Here is an 18,328-nt window from a genome sequence, read left to right on the forward strand (position 1 = left end):
TCACCCTCTGTCGTGTATCAGAGACAGGAGCAAGGCGGTGCCGGTCAGGGCGATGATGATGCCGCTGATCAACCCTAGCCAGCCCAGCACCACGTCCCCTGCGATCGACGCGGTCACCGTGACCAGCACGCCGAGCACCAGCACCCCTGCCGTGTGGGTCAGCGTGACCGTGGCCGCCACCGTGCAGGCGTCCCGGAGCCGCCCGTCGCGCCCGGCCAGGTACGCGGCCATGACCGTCTTGCCGTGGCCCGGCATGGCGGCGTGCACGGCGCCGAGCACCAGCGACAGCAGCAGGGCCAGCAGTCCGAGCGGCACGGTCAGCCGGTCGGTTCTCAGCAGCCCGTTGAGCCGGTCGGCCAGCATGCCGGTGTAGCGGGTGACTATGTCCACGCCCGGCACGCTCACGGCCGTCTCCTCTTTTCCGGTGCCCGGTTCCGCCGTGAACCGTGCCTGCCTGATGTCGAGCGGCGAGCTGAGCAGGTCGGCCGGGTAGTGGCGCAGCCCGCCCGACACGCTCCGCGCGGGCACGTCGGACTGGCTGATCCGGACACCCTGGCCGCTCGCGGTGATCTCCCGCCAGCCGACGGTGTCGTCTCTGTAGTGATTGGCGAAGGTGAGGGCGAGCGGCCGGTCCACCCGGACGGACGCGGCCAGGCGGCACGTCAGCCTGCTGGTCTGTAGTCCTGCCGCCCCTGGCTGATAGGCGAAGGACGTCTCGGTGACACGCCAGGCCAGCGGCTGCCCGCCGGCCTCCGCGCGGACCGCGCCGCTCAGCTCGGCACAGGCGCGCCGCGCGTACGCGCTCGCCGGCTCGCCCGGCCGGGCGTTCTGCCGCTGCTGCAGGGTGGGGATCTCGGCGCTGTCCACGATCGCGGCGTCCTCGATCCGGTCCTGGTAGACCACCAGCGCGTCGTAGCGATTGACGCTGAAGTTCCCCAGCGGATGCGCCAATCGGCCGACGACGGCCCTGGAGGCGGCGGCTTGGCCGACGTCGGCATCAGAGGCGGCGGGAACGGCGAAAACTGCGGCGCCCAAGGCGATGACGGCCAGGACTGTGCCAGTGCGGGCGCCATTGGCCAGAACCGTGGCGGCGCGGACGCGCTGAGAGGCGATCATGCCGCGTGAGCCGATCCGGCGAACGCCGGGTGGGTCGATTCGGCGAGGGCTGCGCGGGTGCGGGCCGCTCCGATCGGCGAGAAGTGCGGGTTGATGGACAGGGCCTCGGTCAGATAGGCGTGCGCGGCGTCCCGGTGCCCGAGCGCCCGCTCGATCTCGCCCCGGTGATAGGCGAACAGCGCGTTGCGCCCGCCAAGCCGGGCGGCGCGCTCGGCGTACGTGGCGGCCTCGGCGTGGCGGCCCGCGCGGTGCAGTGCCCAGCCGAGGGCGTCGGCCACCTCCACGCTCTGCCGCCGTTTCCACTCCGCCCGCAAGCGCCGCACGGCAACGGCCGGATCACCGTGGTCGGCCTCGAACCGCCCCACGGCCAGGTCGTCGCCCACCCCACGCGCAGCCAGCAACTTCTCCTGCGCGGCGAACACCGCGTACTGCCGCCCCGCCCCGGCCCGGTCACCGAGGTGTTCCAGCAGTTCGCCGTATTCGACCACGTAGGAAGGTGCGCGGGCCACGGCGGCGGCGTAGTCGCGCAGTGCCTCGGCGGTACGGCCCAGCGCGGCCAGGGCGCGGCCCCGGCCCGCCAGCGACGGCGCATGCTGAGGCGAGGCGGCAAGGGCCTGGTCGTAGGCGGCGACGGCGCCGTGCGCGTCCCCCGAGCTCCAAGCCAGCTCGCCCAGTTGCCACAGGCAGAAGGCGTATTCGACGGAGTTCGCGGCGATCTCGCGGGCCCGCTCCAGCGCGAGCCGCGCGCGGCCGTCGTGCCCACGCAGGTGTTCGACGTGGGCGACGCGGGTGAAGGAGGCGAGGTCGGGCCGCCCGTCGAGCATGCGCCGGAGGCTGGCCTCGGCCCGTTCGTAGTCGCCCAGCTCCAGGTAGGCGTCGGTGAGCACGCCGTACAAAGGCCACCGGTACGGCGCCGCCGCCCGGGCCCGCGAACCCCAGCGCAGTCCCCCGGCGAAGTCGTGCCTGGCATTGGCCAGCGCCCCCATCCCGATCATGGCGTCGACGTCGCCGGGGGACAGGCGTAGGGAGCGTTCGAAGGCCCCTTGTGCCTTGCCGTGGTAGGCGGTGTCCCCGCTGCCGCGCGCCTGCTCCAGGTAGGTGTGGCCGAGGCTCGCCCAGGTCGCCGCGTCGTCCGGGTGGCGGCGCAGGTGCTCCTGGGCGAGGTCGATGTACGCCTCCGGAGACCGCCCCGCGGGCCGGCGCGGCGGCTCGTTTCCGCGCAGCAGGCCGCCGGGAGCGAACAGGGCCAGCAACGCGCCGCCCAGCAGCGCGCAGGCCAGCAGGGGCAGGAGTCTCCGTATGCGTGTCATGGGATCGTTCCGTTTAGACGATGACGCCCGGGAGTGCCAGGTACGGGAAGGCGTCGGTGATGGGCTGGGTGAGGAAAGTGGGATTGTCCTCGTCCACCACGTCAGGCTTGCCCCGTCCGGCTGGCTCGCCGAGCAGCATCCGCAGGTTGATGGTCACCACGTCGTCGGTGAGGCGGCGGCCGTTTGGATAGCCCTGCTTGTCGCCCCCGAGGTAGCCGTACTGGTTGGGCTTGGCGGCGACGGGGGTGCTCATGTTGAGCCGCAGTTCCTCGGCCCGCTGGATGCCCGACACGTCCCGGTTGAGGAGCTGGGAGTTGAGGTCGTCATCGATCGGCCCATTACGCCCGGTGCTCAGGCCGGTGAGATAGATCTCTTCCAGGTCCTTGCGCGGTGTGGCCGGAGTCGACGCGCCGGCCCTGGGGGCGACGACCTTGGCCTGCTCCGGGTCGAGCGTGGCGGGGACGACCGTGCCGCCGTTCTCGTCGCCCTCTGGCATGGTGCCGTTGAAGCGGTCGCGGGAGTTCTTGGGGATGATGACCTCGTTGTAGTTGGGGTTCCCCAGCCTTGAGACCTGCTTGTAGGCCCCAGAGCCGGAGCCGAGCAGGCCGGTGGACTTGCGCGCGGCCGTCGTCCAGACGCCGATGACCGGGTTGGCCGCCGGGTCGCCGCCGAGCGCCAGCTCCGACTTGGGCAGTTGCAGGGCGATGGAGTTGACGTTCATCGGCACGCCGGTCTTGATGTCGGGGAACGGCAGGCCGAAGCGCAGCAGCATGACCGCCTTGTTGTCGCCGAAGAACGGGTCGGCTGCGGCGCCGGTGAACACCTTCCCGCCGCCGGGCAGGTCGAGCACGGCCTTGCGGCGCATCGTCCCGTAGTTGGGCGTGACCAGGGAGCCCATGTTGGTGGGGGCCACGTACCCGTCCTTGATCAGGGTCTCCTCCGGCCGGCCGGGCCGCAGCCTGGTCAGCGTGAAGCCCTGCTCGACCAGGGAGTCCAACGGCCCGGCCTGGTGCTCGCGCTTGCGGACGAACGAGGGCACCGGCAGGCCCTTGTTGCGGAAGGTCCACCGGTAGGTGACGGCGGGCTTGCCGGTGCCGGTGTTGTCGACGTGGATCTCGTAACGGGCGTTCGTGTCGAACTGGTAGGGCTTGTGATCGAACTGGAACGGGACGTAGTTCGCGATGACGGTGACGGTGTCGGGCTTCTCGGGGCTGGTGAAGGCGTACAGGTCGGCGGCGTCGATCTGCTTGTTCGCCATCGTGTAGGGGGCGTCCCAGTGGCTGGTCGCCGTGCCGGGGGCCATGGCGGGCCCGAGCAGCACGGTGGCCGCCAGCACGGCCGTCGAGGCGGCGGCGACGGCGAGCCACGTCCACCTGCCGGGGTTTCCGGTGTGGCGCATCGTGTTCCTCTCTTCAGGGGGCGCGCCCGCAGCGCGGGCGGCGGGCGCGTGGTTCTCAGGGGACTGTGGGCGTCCGCAGGGTCACGGCACGTACTGGACGACCGCGTCGAGGTTGGCGAGGTAGTCACCCTCGTTCAGCTGGATGCCGGTGAGCTCCCTGACCTTCTCCGACAGGTAGGCGCTGACGTAGAAGGGCCAGTACTTGGGCCCGATGCCGCCTTCGAATGGACGGGGCGTGGGAACGTTCCAAGCGAACTCATGCAGCTTGTACGTGGCCACGAGCTGCTCGCCCTGCCCCTGGCCGTCGATCTCGACCTGCGCGTGGGCGCCGTCGGGGCGCAGGTAGACATCGTGGATGGCGACCCGGTGGCCGCTCTTGTCGTCGACCAGTGTGAATCCGCCCGGGTAGTAGACGCCGTTGCACGGGTCGATGTGGTCCTGCTTCCAGCCGATGGGCATGTAGACGCCCCTGTTGCCGGGCTTGGCCTGCATCGGCGCGATGCCTTCGACGCGCACGCCGCGCTCGTTCATCAGCCTGACGATCTCGTCGCCGAAGTCGAAGTCCGCGTGCCCCTTCGGCCCGAAGTACGGCAGCCTGAAGCATCCGGCGGTGGGCGGGTCGATGGATGGGGCTCCCGTAATCGGGGGGAACGGCCCGGCGGCGGCAGGGGAGGCCGGCGCCGCGAGGAAGAGCGCCGAGCCGAGGGCGAGCATGTGGGCGAGGCGTACGAGGACACGCATGCCTGATCACCTTTCCTGGGTGGAGGATTTGCAGGCCAACTCTGACCTGCGATGATTCACCCGCGATTGTGCGGGCGTGCCGAGCGGGCACCCCCTCGTGAGAGGCGCCCGCGGAAGGCGCGGGTCAGAACACGCTGCGCGGGTCCGGGAACCACGACGCGGGCCCGCCGCGCTGGATCGCGTTGGCGACGACGTTGAGCCCCACCATGCCGAGCGAGGTGCCGGACGGGATGGGCCTGCTCGGCGCTCCCCGCCACGCGATGTCCAGGTCAGCCCAGTGCAGGCCGCCGTGGAAGTCCGTGCCGAGCGTGCTGTTGAGGTCGTCGGCCCACACGGCGTCCATGGACAGGACGACCTTGAGCGGACCGATGCCGCCGTTGTGCGGGACGAAGTTCCCCGGGGCGAGCGCCGGCGGGACGCGGAAGTTGACCATGGTGAGCTCACCGCCCGGGCGGGGATTCCCGTTGACGAACGGGGTGGCGAGGAACTTGCTGTCGGCCACGGCCGCGAACAGCACCCAGAATGTGTCGATCTCGTAGACCGTGCCGGTCGACTCCTTGATGAACCGGAAGCCGCCGGGGTAACAGACCCGGCCGCTGGGCGTCTCGATGTTGTCGTAGCGCTCGCCGACCGGCAGCCAGGCGGCCGTGCCGCCGTCGACCATCCTGATGGGCTCGATCGCCTCCATCGTGACGCCTGCCCGTTTCAGCCCATCGAGGAATTCGCTGGAGAAGCCTGCCTTCGCACTGCCCTCCTTGGACAGGTAGCGGCCGATCTCGCCTTCGGCCAGGCACCCGCCTCCGGGAGTGCCGGGTGGGGGAGCCGCGGCGAGCGCCGCCTGACCGGACAGCAGCAGCGCGGCCATGGCGCCGCCGGCGACGAGTGAGACGCGCTTCAAGCGCATTCTTCTGCTCCTTCACGGAGGTTGCGGGGGACAAGCGCTGGCCAGCACCTCCATAAATACCTAGAGTAGTCATCCAACTACAAGAGGTAAGTGAAGAAAAATGCAAGACAGGGACCAGGCCCATCTCGGCCTCCGCGACATCGAACTCTTCACCAGCCTTCACCGGCCATCCCGCCTTCTCCGGGGCGGGCGGCCAGATCGGTGCACAGGCCGCGGGCGGAGATGATGGCTAGCTCGCCGGCACGCTTGCGTAGTAGCCAGAGCGTTACATACGGATCAGCGGGTGAGGATGCCGCGGATCGTCTGTTCGGTGAGCTGGTGACGGAAGGTGGCGTCGGTGGCGTCGGCTCCGGCCATCGACCGGCCGAGGACCGCCAGGAGAAGGCCGCCGAGCACGGCGTTGGCCGCGTCGGTGATGTCGTCGACGGCGAAGGCGCCGGCCTTTCGGCCCTCGGCGAGTAGATCGCGTAGCGGGCCGGCGATCCAGGTGTCGTTGGCCGCGAGGACCTCGCTCATGCGTCCACTGGCCCCCAGGGCACCGAGCAGGCCGGCGCATGTTCCGGGGTGGTGGCCGAGGTATTCGGCCAGTGCGGAGACCATGGCCCGTAGCTGCGGCTCGGGCGGCTCGCTGGGTGTCATCGCGGCCTGCACCGCCTGGGCTCCTCGCTTGGCGTGTGCGGTGAGCAGGAAGGTCAGCAGGTCTTCGCGGCCGGAGAAGTAGTAGTACAGCGTCGCACGCGACGCGCCCACCAGCTGTGCGACGTCCTCCAGTCGAGGCGGCGGGTCGTTGTGCAGCACGTGTTCGCTGACATCCAGCAGGCGTTGGGCCAGATCCGCGGGTGGGTTCTTCACGCCGAGAAAGCCTATCGTCTTGAGTTTCGACCTAAGTCTAGATTACAGTCTAAAACATGGTTGAAATCTTGTCCTATGGGCCGTGGGCAGTGATCACAGGAGCGTCCTCCGGCATCGGCAAAGCCTTCGCCGAACATCTCGCCGCAGCCGGTCTGGATCTGGTCCTGGCCGCTCGTTCCACCGACAAGCTCCAAGCAGTGGGCGAAACGCTGTCCCGCCGCTACGGCATCGCGCACCGGGTGGTCACCGTCGACCTCAGCCAACCGGCCGGAGCCTCGACCATCGTGGAGGCGACCGAAGACCTCGACGTCGGGCTGCTGGTCTCCAACGCCGGAGGCGGCCGCCCGGGGCGGCTGCTCGATCAATCACTGCCCGACCTGCACGACCGTCTCACCCTCAACGCCGTCACCCATCTGGACCTGGTCCACGCCTTCGCACCCCGGCTGATGGCCCGCGGCCACGTCCATCGCCGGGGCGGCATCGTGCTGGTCTCCGCGCACGGCGCGCTGCAGGGCCTGCCGAACATGGCACACGAGAGCGCGGCCAAGGCTTACGTGCTCAACCTGGGCGAGGCTCTGCACCACGAGCTCGCGCCCGCCGGCGTGAGCGTCACCGTGATGCTGCCCGGCAATGTCGACACCCCGATCATCGACGCCTTCGGCCTGGACCGCTCGACCCTTCCGATCCGCCCCCAGCCTGCCGACAGGGCCGTCGCCGAGTTCATGACGGCCTTCCTCAAAGGGCGGACCACGCACATCCCCGGCAGGTTGATGCGGGTGATGACCCGGCTCATGCCGCGCGCCCGAGCCGTGCGGATGAACGGCCGCATGCTCGGCCGGGCCGCCCGCAACCTCACCGACCGCGGCTCGGCCCGGGCCGAGCCGTGACCACCCCCAGCCTCTCGCCGCGGATGATCCGCCTCAGCCGCATCCCGCACCTGCTTCTCACCTGTGGCCTCCCCGTGGGACCGCTGGTACTGCTGCGCACCCGCGGCAGACACAGCGGACTACCCCGCACCGTCCCGGTCGCCACGCTGCGCCACGACGGCCACCAGTGGCTGGTCTCCCCCTTCGGCGACACCCACTGGGTTCGCAACCTCCGCGCCGACGGCCGAGCCGAACTCGGCCGCGGACACCGATTCCGCCCGGTACGGCTCGTCGAAGTAGATGACGACCGCAAGCCCGAGATCCTGCGCGCCTACCGCCGCGCCTTCGGCCTGGTGCCCTTCGTCCGAGACGCCTTCGACGCCGGTGCCGACGACCGGCCCCAGGTCTTCGCCATCGAGGTGCACCGCCACCCGGCCTTCCTCATCCAGCCCGCCGGCTGAGCCGTCTCAACACCAAGGAGCAGCCCCGTGACCACGACAGCCGCACCCGCTACGCAGACCTACCACCTCTTCATCCGGGCCACCCCACAGCAGATCTGGGACGCCGTCACCAAGCCCGAATACACCACCGGATACCTGTTCGGTGCCCTGGTCGAGACGACGGGCGACATCGGCTCACCGTTTCGCTACCACTCGCCGGATCGATCCAGCCTCTGGGGCGACGAGACCGTCCTGGACGCCGACCCGCCCCACCGGCTCGTCGTCGGCTACCGCGGCCTGTACAACCCCGAGCTGGCAGCCGAACCGGCCAGCCGGGTGTCCTGGCAGATCGAGCCCGGCGACAACGGCGTATGCCTGCTCACCGTCGTGCACGACCGGCTCGAAGCCGCCCCCAAGACGGCCGCCCAAGTGGACGGCCCCAGCTGGATGCGCGTACTGAGCGGCCTGAAGACCCTGCTCGAGACCGGCGAGCCCCTCAACGCCTAGCAGATCTCAACACTCCACCCTGGCAGCGTGCCGGCGCCCCGCGCCCGGCAGTCATGCGCCATGCACGATTACCGAAGGGGATCACGTGAACACGACAGATCAGACGTATGCCGAGCGACGTGCCACCTTCATCGCCGAACACGCAGACACGATTCCGCCGGATGTACGCGCCGCCCTGCTCGCCGAGCAGGCGGACCTGGACGCGGCCGATGTGCCCAGCACAGTTCTCCGCCCAGGTTCTGCCATGCCCGACGGTGACCTGCTGGACGTCCACGGCAAGACGACCACGCTGGAGCAGACGCGCGCCGGCCGGGCCGCCGTCGTCGTCTTCTACCGCGGCGACTGGTGCCCCTACTGCAACCTCGTGCTCCGCACCTACCAGCAGCAACTAGTGCCGTCCCTGGCCGCCCTCGACATCCCCCTGATTGCGATCAGCCCGCAAAAACCCGACCGCTCGATGTCGATGCGCCAGGTCAACGACCTGACCTTCACCGTGCTGTCCGACCCCGGCAACCAGATCGCACGGCAACTGGGGATCATCACCGCACCCAGCCGTGACGCCCGCGCCGCACAGCTCGCCATGGGCATCGACGTGGCCGCCGGAAACGCCGACGGCACCGCATCCATGCCCATGCCCACGATCGTCCTCACCAACGCCGACGGCGCCATCGCCTGGATCGACGTACATCCCGACTACAGCACCCGCACCGAACCCGCCGACATCCTCACCGCCATCACCACGGTCCTCGACCGACCCGTACCGGCCGCAGGCTGATCTTCGAAGTTCTTCGGGACATGTGAGGTGATCCGTACCACATGCATGGTGGTCAGGGCAGTTCGCGGGTGAGTGGTCACAAACGGGCCCGGTCACGGCCGGTGTTCAGGTCAGGAGAGCGCCGCTGATCGTTCAGCGTAGGTGCGCGAGTTGACGTTGTCGTTCGAAGGCATGTAGGAGCCGACCATCCAGACCCGGTTCCCGGTGATCGTCAGCCCTTCATGAGCCGGCCCTGCCCAGACCGACGGGTCCGCGCCCGCGATGAGCTGCCACGTGCCACCGGACAGCCGGGCGAAGCCCTCGCCAGTACGGCTGGAGCCGGTCAACCATACCTCGCCGTCCGGAGCGATGGCGACATCCCTCACGCTGGTGCCCTCGATGTCGAAGGAGGGCACGTTGACGTAGGCCCATCGGGTGCCGTCGTAGCGCATGACCGCGGCCTTGGCTGTCAGGCTGCCTGCCCAGGTGCGCCAGCGCCAGGCGCCGGTGGCGTAGACCTGGCCGGACGGGCCGACCGCCACGTCGGTCAGCCAGGTGCCGTTGGCACCGCCGTTCGGGGTGTCCACACGGGTCCACGACCGGCCGTCCCAGTGCACGACGTACGGCTCGATCTGGTGGCCGCTGATGCGGCTGGGCGCGTACCCGACCGCCCACACATCGTCGGAGGCACGCACGGCCACCCCCGACAGCACGCTGTGACCCGCTCCCGGCGAGGGCAGCGGCAGCAGCGTCCACGAGCGGCCGTCCCAATGCTGGGCGATGGGTCTGCTCACGGCGTTCTGGTGGGCGTAGCCGACCGCCCACACGTCGTCCGGCCCGGCGGCGGCGACCGCGGTCAGATGGTTGGGCGTGTTCTCATCGCCCACGTTCGGGCTCGGGGCGATCTTCCAGGAGGCGCCGTCCCAGTGGGTGATCAGGGTGGCGATGCGCAGATCGTACGTCGTGCCGGCGGTGCCGACCGCCCACGCGTCGTCCGGCGCGATCACGGCGACTCCAGCGAGGTCCACGTCGTTCTTGCCCGCGGGTATCGGGACGTCGACGTTGCGCCATGTGGCGCCGTCCCAGTGCGCGGCGAGCGCGTAGCGGGGCACGTGCGGCTTGACCTCGTACTGTCCGACCGCCCAGACATCATTGCCGGAGGTGCCGGACACGTCCAAGAAGACATTGTGCCCGGTGCCCGGATTCGGGGTGGACTGCGTCTCCCAGCCCGGCGTTCCAGCAACGGCCCGGCCGGGCGTCAGCATGATAAGAGCCGTCAAAGTCAAGCCGACGGCCACGCGTTTCCGTCCCGCCATCCGTGTCTCCTTCGCTTCGCGCACCAGTGATCTAGTTCCGCGCATGGAGCGTAGATCGCGTTCGCCTGCCAAGGGACATTCATGGTCATTACGGACCCCTTACGGAGGAGCGAATGTGGGACCGAAGGCCGGTCCTGCTTGACACATGACCACGGCTCCTCCTCTGCGGCCCGCGGCCGGTGCGAATCCGTTGCCTTCTCTGGCCGACATCGCCGAGGTGGTGCAGGCGGCGGCGCTGCGCCGCTATCTGGAACGGCAGTCGCGGCCGGTGTTCGACGCGCTGGCCGCCGACCGCCGTGGCCTTCCCGCCATCGCCGGCTTCTTCGAGCGGCTGGTGGCGGCACGCTGCACCGGCGAGCATGCCCGCTGGGGATGCCTGGTCACCAACACGCACGCCTCGGCCAGCCGGGGCCTGCCCGAGGTCGAGCAGACGTTGCAGGCTCACCATGACGCCCTGCGCGCGGCGATGCGCGCAGGGCTGGAGCCGGCGCGCGAGCGCGGCCACCTGCGGCCCGGGTTGGACGTGGAGGCAGCCGCGGACACGCTCGCACTGCCGGCCTACAGGTCGTTCGAACGGCTGCGGGAGCGGCTGTCCGGCGTGGCGCCGTGGACGCGTCAACGATGAAGAAGCCGCTGAGGGCTGGTGGGGCCCAATTGGCGGTCCGACGGCACTGAACTCCCCGCTGGCCGAAGATCTCCGCGATGAACCCCAGCTGCTGCCGGGTCGGCTTGTCGGGCAGTGGCACCCGCAGCCGCGCCGCCACCCGCCGCACATCGACCATGACGGCCGGCAGCAGGCCCTTGGTGACGTGTATGTTCCCGATCGAGTCGCGGCCGTGGCCGGTCGCGGACCGCTTGCCGTAATCACGCCGCCGTTGCAGGATGTGCTGCAAGTGAAGGCGAGGGCCTTGCGTGCTGCACGGGAGATCTCGGGAGACGGCGACCATCCAGCGGCTCCTCGCACAAGCACGAGCTGGCCGGAGCGGAGCCCTGGTGATCAGGGGGCGGCCGGGCAGCGGCAAGTCGGCGCTGCTCGACTACGCCGCCCACGCGGCCACCGGCGTGCTGCGGCTGTCCGCCGTAGGTGCCGAAGCGGAGGCCGGGCTGCCGTTCGCGGCCGCGCACCTGCTGCTACGGCCCGCGCTCGGGCATCTCCGCGCGCTGCCCGCCGTGCAGGCCGAGGCGATCAGGGGCGCGTTCGGGCAGTCGCACAGCCCGCGCAGGGACCGTTTCCTCATCGGGCTGGCCGCACTCAGCCTGCTGGCGGAGTACGCGGCGGCGGGGCCGCTGCTGTGCCTGGTGGACGACGCCCACTGGCTCGACCACGCCTCGGCCGACATGCTGCTGTTCGTGGCGCGCCGGCTCGATCAGGAGGGGATCACGCTGATCTGTGCGGCTCGTGACGGCGATCCCGTACTCGCCGGCCTGCCCGACCTGACCCTCGGCGCGCTTTCTGGTGCCGACGCCGCGAGCCTGCTCGACGAGCGGGTAGGGCCGCTGCCGGCACGGGCGCGCGAGCGGATCGTGGCGGAGTCAGAGGGCAACCCGCTGGCGCTGATCGAGCTCGCCGGGCACATGGACCCCGCGCAGCGGGCAGGCCGGATCACCCCGCTGCCCCTGTACGTCGCGGGTGGCGTGGAAAACAGGGTGCTGGCCGCCTTCCAGAAAAGGTTGCGCCGCCTGGCCGCGCCCACCCGGCTGTTGCTGCTGGTGGCCGCGGCCGACAGCACCCGCGATCTCAGCACCATCCTGCTGGCCGCCGCGCGGCTCGGCGCGTCGATGGACGACCTGGAGCCGGCCGAGCGGCAGGGGCTGGTGGAGGTCGCCGGCGCGGCGCTCACGTTCCGGCATCCGCTGATCAGGACCGCGGCCTATCGCTCCATGCCGTCCTCGCGGCGGGTGGCGGCGCACCTGGCGCTGGCCGAGATCCTGTCGTCCGACCCCGAGCGCCGCGCGTGGCACCTGGCAGCGACCGCCACGGGCCCGGACGAGCGGGTGGCCGCGGAGCTGCACGCGGCCGCGGAGCTGGCCGGGGCGCGCGACGGGCACGCGGACGCGGCCATCGCCTACGAGCGGGCGGCCGAGCTGACGCCCGACCCGGCGGCGCGGTCGAGGCGGCTGGGCACGGCGGCCGGCTCCGCGCGGACGGCCGGGCGGCTGGCCGGCGCGGCGGACCTGGCGGTCAGGGCCGCGGCCCTGACCTGCGATCCGGTCGAACTGGCCCGGCTTGCGCGCATTCAAGCGGATGTCGAGTTCGAGCAATCCTCGCCGCGGCTGGCCTGCCGCCATCTGCTGGACGGCGTGCGCCCGCTGGCGGCCAGCAACCCGCCGAGGGCGCTGCCCGTGCTGGTGGAGGCCGCCTGGCGGGTGTGGCTGGCCGGCGACCCGGAGATCGCGGAAGAGGTGGGAACCATGATCGCGGGGCTGGGCCTGCCCGCCGACCTCATGGCCCAGCCGCAGGTGCGGGTGGCGGCCGACCTGATCGACCTCACCACGGGGCGCAGCACGGCGGGCCTGCGCTCGCTGCACCTGGCCGTGCGCGGGACGCGGGAGGCGACCGCGCCGCCCGGGGAGTCGCTGCTGGCGGCGAGCATCATGGCGATGATGGTGGGCGACGACGTGGCCGCCGCGGAGCTGGCTGGGCGGCTCGCGGCCGGTCTGCGCGCCCGTGGCGGCATCGGCATGCTGCCGCACGCATTACAGGCGCTGGCGATGTCCCAGATCTTTCTGGGGGAGTATCTCGACGCGGTGACCAGCGCCAGCGAGGGCGTACGGCTGGCCAGGGACACCGGCCAGGGCCACCGGGAGGCGCACTGCGTCGCCCTGCTCGCCTGGCTGGCCGCCGTCCAGGGCGACGAGGCCCGCTGCAGGGAGCTCGCCACCGAGTCGACGGCGTACGGCCTCGCCCACGACATTCCGCCCACGGGAGCGCTGGCCGTCTGGGCACTGGCCATGCTGGAGCTCGGCGCCGACCGCTACGCGAAGGCGCTGCCGATGTTCGAGCAGTGGCCGTTGCAGGCGTTCCGGCCTGCGCTGGCGGCCATGGCCGCGCCCGACCACGTGGAGGCCGCGGTCCGCACCGGCCGGGCGGGGCTCGCCGCGGAGCCGATGGCCAGGTTCGCCGACTGGTCGGAGGAGAGCGGGCAGAGCTGGGCGAGCGCCGTACTGCTCCGCTGCCGGGCGCTGACCAGTGGTGGCGGCGCCGCGGAAGGCCACTACCTGGAGGCGACGCGACTGCACGAGGAGGGCGGCCGGCCGTTCGAGCGGGCCAGGACCGAGCTGCTGTTCGGCGAGTGGTTACGGCGGGCCCGGCGGCGCGCCGACGCCCGCACCCACCTGTGCGTGGCGCTGCGGATCTTCGACCAGCTCGGCGCCGCCCCGTGGAGCAGCCGGGCCAGGTCGGAGTTGGCCGCCACGGGCGGCTCCGAAGCCGGGCCGGAGAGGTCTCTCGCCGGCGGCCTGACCCCGCAGGAGCTCCAGATCGTCCGGCTGGCGGCGGCGGGCGCCTCCACCCGGGAGATCGCCGCCCAGCTCTTCCTCAGCCCGCGCACGGTCAGCTACCACCTCTACAAGGCGTATCCGAAGCTGGGCGTGACCTCCAGGGGTGAGCTGGCCCGGCTGGACCTCGGGGGAGGTCCGGCCGGGCCGTCCGATCACTTGCAGTAGCCACCGTGGTAGATCGAGGCGTTCATCCAGCCCCAGACGTAGGCGACGGCCGTGACGCAGCCCTTGGTCCGCACCGCGGTCCTCGCCAGGTAATGGACATGCCAGGCGAACGCGGCCAGCGACTCCCCCAACCCCCACGAGAACGGGATGAAGCGCCAGTAGTCCGTAAGCAGCTCCTGGAAGGCATCCCAGAAGTCACGCATCCGCTTGGTCTCGCGCCTGTTCCACCAGACCTGGAGCTTGTAGCGGACGAACCACTTCTTCGACCACTTGCGCTTGGCCAGACCGGAGATGTCCGCCTTGGTCAGCGGATCCTGGCCGGCGTAGTCGTAGGCGTTGTCGCTGCCACCGCGGATCGGGTCGGTCTGCAGGAACCTGCCGATCCGCGGCGCGTACAGCCGGGCGCCCATCACCATCGTCTGGCCGGGCGTCTCGGCCGAGCGCTGCTGCCCGCCCAGCCAGCCATACCTGCCGGCCGACGTGCCCGTGGCGTTGCCGTACTCGTCGAAGGCGTAGTGCTGGACGGTGCCGCCGGAGACGGCGAAGCTGCCGCCCACGTCGCCGTGCAGGTCGGTGAGCAGGAGCTCGACGGAGCCCGTCGCGCCGGTGCTCGCGGCCACGTCCCCTTCGAGCCCGGTCACGAACCTGGTGACCGTGCCTGAGCCGTTCTCGGCGATCCAGCTCGGCCGGTCGCCCTCGGCCCCGTAGTGGCCTGCCTTGGCGCCGCTCTGCTGCCACACGCCGTCGGCGCCGCGCGTCTCCGTGGTCCAGCCGGCCAGCCTGCCCGCGGCGTCGAGGCTCCACGTCTGCCTGGCCGAGCCCGTGGTCTGGCGGTTGACCAGGTTGTTGGCGTAGTAGTCGAACGTCGAGTCCGGCGTGGCCGTGGTGCGGCCGAAGCCGTCGTAGACGTAGCCGGTGGCGGTCAGCCGGTCGGCGGCGTCATAGGCGTAGGCGGTCGTGGCGCCGCTGCTTGCGCAGGACCCGGCCGTGGCGCTCGACGTGCGGTTGGAGTTGCGGTCGTAGGTGTAGTCGCGCCGCGCGCAGGTCGTGTCGGTGGAGTCCTGGGCCATGGTCAGGCGTCCGGCGGCGTCGTAGGTGTAGTCCTGCCAGCCGCCGCCGGTGCCGGTCCTGCTGACCCATTGGTCATGGATGGAGGCGTCCACCCAGTCGTAGAGCAGCAGTTCGCCGCCGGTGCGGCGGTAGTCGCGTTCGACGAGGTTACCCGCCTCGTCCCAGAACGACGTGTAGGTGACGCCACCCGGCAGCGTCTGCTTGTCCACCATGCCGTCGGAGTCGTATGTGGCGGTGAACGTGCCCGCCACCGAGTCCGTCATGGATATGGGCAGGCCGCGGGGCTCCTCGTCCACGTCGTAGACGTAGGTGGTCGAGGACGGCACATTGTCGCTCACCTTGACCGGGCGATCCAGCGCGTCGTACTCGGTCGTGGTGACACCGCCCCGTCCGTCGTCGTACCTGGTCCGGCGGCCGAGCGCGTCGAGCTCGGTGGTGATCGCGGAGCCGCCGCCGCTCACCTTGGCCGTCCTGCCGGTCGCCTGGTCGTAGGTCACCGTCTGGGTGGGCACCGCCGTCCCGAGCCCGCCGGTGATCGCCAGGGTCGCGGCCCGGCCCGCGGCATCGTAGCCGAACGTGCTGGTCCTGGTGGTGGTCCCGGAGGTCTCGGTGATCTTGGCTGGCTGGCCGTACCGGTTATACTCGGTGATCTTCACCGGCGCGCCTGCCGGGCTGACCCGGCAGGCCAGGTCGGCCCACTCCGGCAGGCCCGCGCACATGCCAGTGCCGGTGGCGCTCCAGTACGTGGTGGTCGTGGCGGCGCCGCTGGGCAGCTTCGTCTCGGTGACCCGGCCCTGGCCGTCGTAGGCGGTGGTGCGGACGATGTTCAGGCCGGCGGGGTCCTGGGCGGTGCTCGTCGCCTGGCCGGTGGACCAGTTGTACGCGGTGGTGGTGGTACGGGTGTCTCGGTCCCCGTCCTCGCCCGGCACGGCGGCGCCGACGGTGACCTTCGTGGGCAGGCCGCTCACCTTGGCCGTGTCCGGTCGGCCCGCGTCGTACTCGGTGACGGTGTGCTCACGCGCGGCCAGCCAGGCGCCGCCGGGCACGGAGACGGCGTGCAGGGGGCCGAAACGCTCGAGCTCGCGCTGGCCGTCGTCGCTGTAGACGTAGACGGTGGACAGCAGATCGGCGCGGACGGCCTGGTTGACGTCGGCCAGACCGAGATGGACGAGCCTGGGCTCCTCCTCGGGAGTACTGGTGGCCAGCTCGCGGTTGCGGGCGGTCAGGTTGCGGACCGGGTTGCCCCGGCTGTCGTACTCGGTGACGGACAGGTTGTAACCGGGCGCGAGGTTGTTGACCTCGTGGCCGGCGGCGTTCAGGTAGGAGACGCCGGCGTACCAGTAGTCCCCTTTGAACTCGACCTGGGTGCCGTCATGCGTGTCGGGATGCGGCCCCGACGGGAAGATCGCCGTGCCGGTCACGGCGGCGTCCACCTGTCCCCAGGCGTCCACGTCGTCGGCGCCCAGCTGGTACGGGGCGGTGTCCCCGGTGAGCGGCACGTCGTAGACCAGCCAGATGTCGGCGACGCCGGCCGTCTCCGTCCTGCTGCCCTGCTTCAGGGTGGGCCTGGACGCCTTGAGCAGCGCTCCGTCGGCGTCGTAGGTGAAAGTGAAGGGCAGCTCGCCGGGCGGCGTCAGCTGGGAGACCCGCCCTGCGGCGTCGTAGGCGTAGGCGGTCCGCAACGAGGGAGTGATCCGCGGGTCCCAGTGCGTGACCAGCCGTCCCGACGTGTCGTAGGCGTAGGCGGCCACGACGACCGCCGTGGCGGCGGCGGCCCCGGGGTCGGTGGCCCACTGCCGGAGCTGCTTGACCCGTCCCGTGTAGTCGCCCGGCACGCTCGACGTCGCGGTGGTCGCCGTGGCGTACACGAACTCCAGGACCCGGCAGCCCTTCGTCTGCGGCGCGGTTTCGCAGGTGGCGGTGGGGACGGCGGTGGTCGGGCCGATGATCAGGCGAGGCCGCACCAGGCCGCTGGAGGTCTCGCTGACGACCTTGGTGGCGGAGTTGTCCGAGGGCAGGTACGTCGCCGAGACCTGCCAGCCCGTGGCGCCCTTGGCGAACGTGGTCGTCGCGGCGTCGGCCGTGGTCAGCGTCAGCGCGCCGGTGAGCGTGCCGGTCAAGGTCAGGTACTCCGAGCCGGGCTGCGCCGTCCACGTTCCGTCGGCGTTCCTGGTGAAGTCGACCCAGCCGCCGTCCACCCGGGTGAGCTGCACGGACGTCGCGGAGGTCTGCCTGGCGCCGGTGTAGTCGGACAGCGTCTGCTGGGTGACCACGCCGCTGGACCACTGCGGCCCGAAGATCGGCGCCTGGCCCGCCTGCGTGCCCGCCAGGTCGGGGTGGCGAGAGGAGGCCGCGCGGGTGACGACGGCGCCGAACGCGGAGACGTCCTGGGCGTCGAGAGCGTAGTCGCCGGTCAGCAGGTTCACCTGGCCCGGCCCGGCCGAGGACGTGGTGGCCGCGCCGGCATCGCGGTCGAGGACCATCTCGACGGGATCTGAGTAGATCGAGCCGGTGTAGACGCCCCTGACCGAGATCGTGCCGTCCTCTGCGAGGCTCTTGGCGGCGTTCCAGACGACGGGGGTGGAGGAGCCGTTCGTCACCGCGACGGGCCAGGTGACGGCTGTGCCGTCGGTCCTGGTCACGTCGGCCGCGGGAACGGCCTTCCAGGTGTCACTCTCGCCGCGACGGTACTGGAAGGTGGCTCCGGCGGGGCCGGCGGTGCCCTTCGCGGCCAGGGTGACACGGTTGGTGACCTGCGCGCCGTCCTGCGGCGAGGTCACCGCCACGGGGGCGGCGGCGGTCACGGTGGCTTCGGCGGTGGCGGTGGTCGTGGTCGTGGCTGCTGCGGCGGTCTGCGGTCGTGCGGCGGACTTCACCAGGTCTGCGGTCGTGATGGTGCCCGCCGTCACCTCGGCCGCGCCCGACCAGGGTGAGACGCGCTCGCCGGCCCGCAAGCGGGCCCGGAAGGAGTACCCCGCACCCGCCTCCAGCCGGTCCAGGCCGAAGTCGGCCGGCAGCACGGTCACGGCCGCGCCGCTCCTGACCGTCCTGGTGAGCGTCAGCGCAGCCCGGCCCGTACGCCGTAGTTCGAAGTCGGCCTTGACCTCGGCCAGGTCGGGGACGGCGGCCACGGCGCGGAAGGCGGGGGTGAGGGTCGTGGTGCGGCGTGGCATACCCGAGGTGGTGGGCCCGACCTCGGCCCGGGGCGCGGGCAGCGGGCCCGGCGCCGTCGTGCCCTGCCACGCGCGCGTCGTCTCGGCCACCGCGGCCTGCTGGACGACGAGTAAGAGGGTGAGGGTGGAAACGATGGCGCCTGTAAGACGTCTCATGCATGCTCCTGCCCAGGAAATGAGTGTCCTGCGAGCAGTCCAGGCGAGCGCGATCTT

The 18,328-nt window shown here is 71.2% G+C and carries 14 protein-coding genes; 6 read left to right on the forward strand and 8 right to left on the reverse strand.

Annotation, left to right across the window (positions count from 1 at the left end):
- From EJK15_RS36055 to EJK15_RS36080, 6 genes are all read right to left on the reverse strand, one after another.
- Window positions 1–1,116: a hypothetical protein gene (locus EJK15_RS36055; protein WP_138714961.1), complete on the reverse strand. Its 1,116-nt coding sequence runs from the start codon at window positions 1,114–1,116 to the stop codon at window positions 1–3.
- A complete protein-coding gene (locus EJK15_RS36060; protein WP_138714962.1) occupies window positions 1,113–2,426 on the reverse strand; it encodes a tetratricopeptide repeat protein in 1,314 nt (437 codons plus the stop codon). The genes EJK15_RS36055 and EJK15_RS36060 overlap by 4 nt, the downstream gene beginning before the upstream one ends.
- 13 nt (window positions 2,427–2,439) lie before the next feature.
- Window positions 2,440–3,825, reverse strand: a complete 1,386-nt coding sequence (locus tag EJK15_RS36065) for a DUF4331 domain-containing protein (RefSeq protein WP_138714963.1) — start codon at window positions 3,823–3,825, stop codon at window positions 2,440–2,442.
- 81 nt (window positions 3,826–3,906) lie between these two features.
- Window positions 3,907–4,566, reverse strand: coding sequence for a hypothetical protein (locus EJK15_RS36070; RefSeq protein WP_138714964.1), 660 nt, complete (start codon window positions 4,564–4,566; stop codon window positions 3,907–3,909).
- Between the two features lie 124 nt (window positions 4,567–4,690).
- Window positions 4,691–5,470, reverse strand: coding sequence for a hypothetical protein (locus tag EJK15_RS36075; protein ID WP_138714965.1), 780 nt, complete (start codon window positions 5,468–5,470; stop codon window positions 4,691–4,693).
- A 276-nt stretch (window positions 5,471–5,746) separates the two neighbouring features.
- Complete coding sequence (locus EJK15_RS36080) at window positions 5,747–6,322, reverse strand: TetR/AcrR family transcriptional regulator (protein WP_171074717.1); 576 nt, start codon at window positions 6,320–6,322, stop codon at window positions 5,747–5,749.
- 56 nt (window positions 6,323–6,378) lie between these two features.
- On the opposite strand from EJK15_RS36080, the gene EJK15_RS36085 reads away from it, so the two are divergent.
- The 4 genes from EJK15_RS36085 (at window position 6,379) to EJK15_RS36100 (ending at window position 8,910) form a co-directional block, all read left to right on the forward strand.
- On the forward strand, window positions 6,379–7,209 hold the full coding sequence (locus EJK15_RS36085) for an SDR family NAD(P)-dependent oxidoreductase (RefSeq protein WP_138714967.1): 831 nt from the start codon (window positions 6,379–6,381) through the stop codon (window positions 7,207–7,209).
- Between the two features lie 23 nt (window positions 7,210–7,232).
- Window positions 7,233–7,649, forward strand: coding sequence for a nitroreductase family deazaflavin-dependent oxidoreductase (locus EJK15_RS36090; protein WP_138714968.1), 417 nt, complete (start codon window positions 7,233–7,235; stop codon window positions 7,647–7,649).
- Between the two features lie 27 nt (window positions 7,650–7,676).
- The gene (locus EJK15_RS36095; protein WP_138714969.1) at window positions 7,677–8,135 is read left to right on the forward strand and encodes an SRPBCC domain-containing protein; all 459 of its coding nucleotides are present in this window, start codon (window positions 7,677–7,679) and stop codon (window positions 8,133–8,135) included.
- Between the two features lie 85 nt (window positions 8,136–8,220).
- Window positions 8,221–8,910 carry a peroxiredoxin-like family protein gene (locus EJK15_RS36100; protein ID WP_138714970.1) on the forward strand — a complete coding sequence of 230 codons (690 nt, stop codon included), beginning with the start codon at window positions 8,221–8,223 and terminating at the stop codon, window positions 8,908–8,910.
- 110 nt (window positions 8,911–9,020) lie between these two features.
- On the opposite strand, the gene EJK15_RS36105 is transcribed toward EJK15_RS36100, so the two are convergent.
- Entirely contained in the window at window positions 9,021–10,205 is a 1,185-nt protein-coding gene (locus EJK15_RS36105) for a beta propeller repeat protein (protein ID WP_138714971.1), read from the reverse strand.
- 145 nt (window positions 10,206–10,350) lie between these two features.
- On the opposite strand from EJK15_RS36105, the gene EJK15_RS36110 reads away from it, so the two are divergent.
- Window positions 10,351–10,830, forward strand: coding sequence for a TetR family transcriptional regulator C-terminal domain-containing protein (locus EJK15_RS36110; RefSeq protein WP_138714972.1), 480 nt, complete (start codon window positions 10,351–10,353; stop codon window positions 10,828–10,830).
- Between the two features lie 287 nt (window positions 10,831–11,117).
- Window positions 11,118–13,871 carry a LuxR family transcriptional regulator gene (locus EJK15_RS36115; RefSeq protein WP_138714973.1) on the forward strand — a complete coding sequence of 918 codons (2,754 nt, stop codon included), beginning with the start codon at window positions 11,118–11,120 and terminating at the stop codon, window positions 13,869–13,871.
- Here the strand turns inward: EJK15_RS36115 and EJK15_RS36120 are convergent.
- Window positions 13,859–18,271 carry an RHS repeat protein gene (locus tag EJK15_RS36120; RefSeq protein WP_138714974.1) on the reverse strand — a complete coding sequence of 1,471 codons (4,413 nt, stop codon included), beginning with the start codon at window positions 18,269–18,271 and terminating at the stop codon, window positions 13,859–13,861. The genes EJK15_RS36115 and EJK15_RS36120 overlap by 13 nt on opposite strands.
- Window positions 18,272–18,328: the final 57 nt, after the last annotated feature.

This window comes from Nonomuraea basaltis (assembly GCF_005893125.1).
GTDB classification, from domain to species: Bacteria; Actinomycetota; Actinomycetes; order Streptosporangiales; family Streptosporangiaceae; genus Nonomuraea; species Nonomuraea basaltis.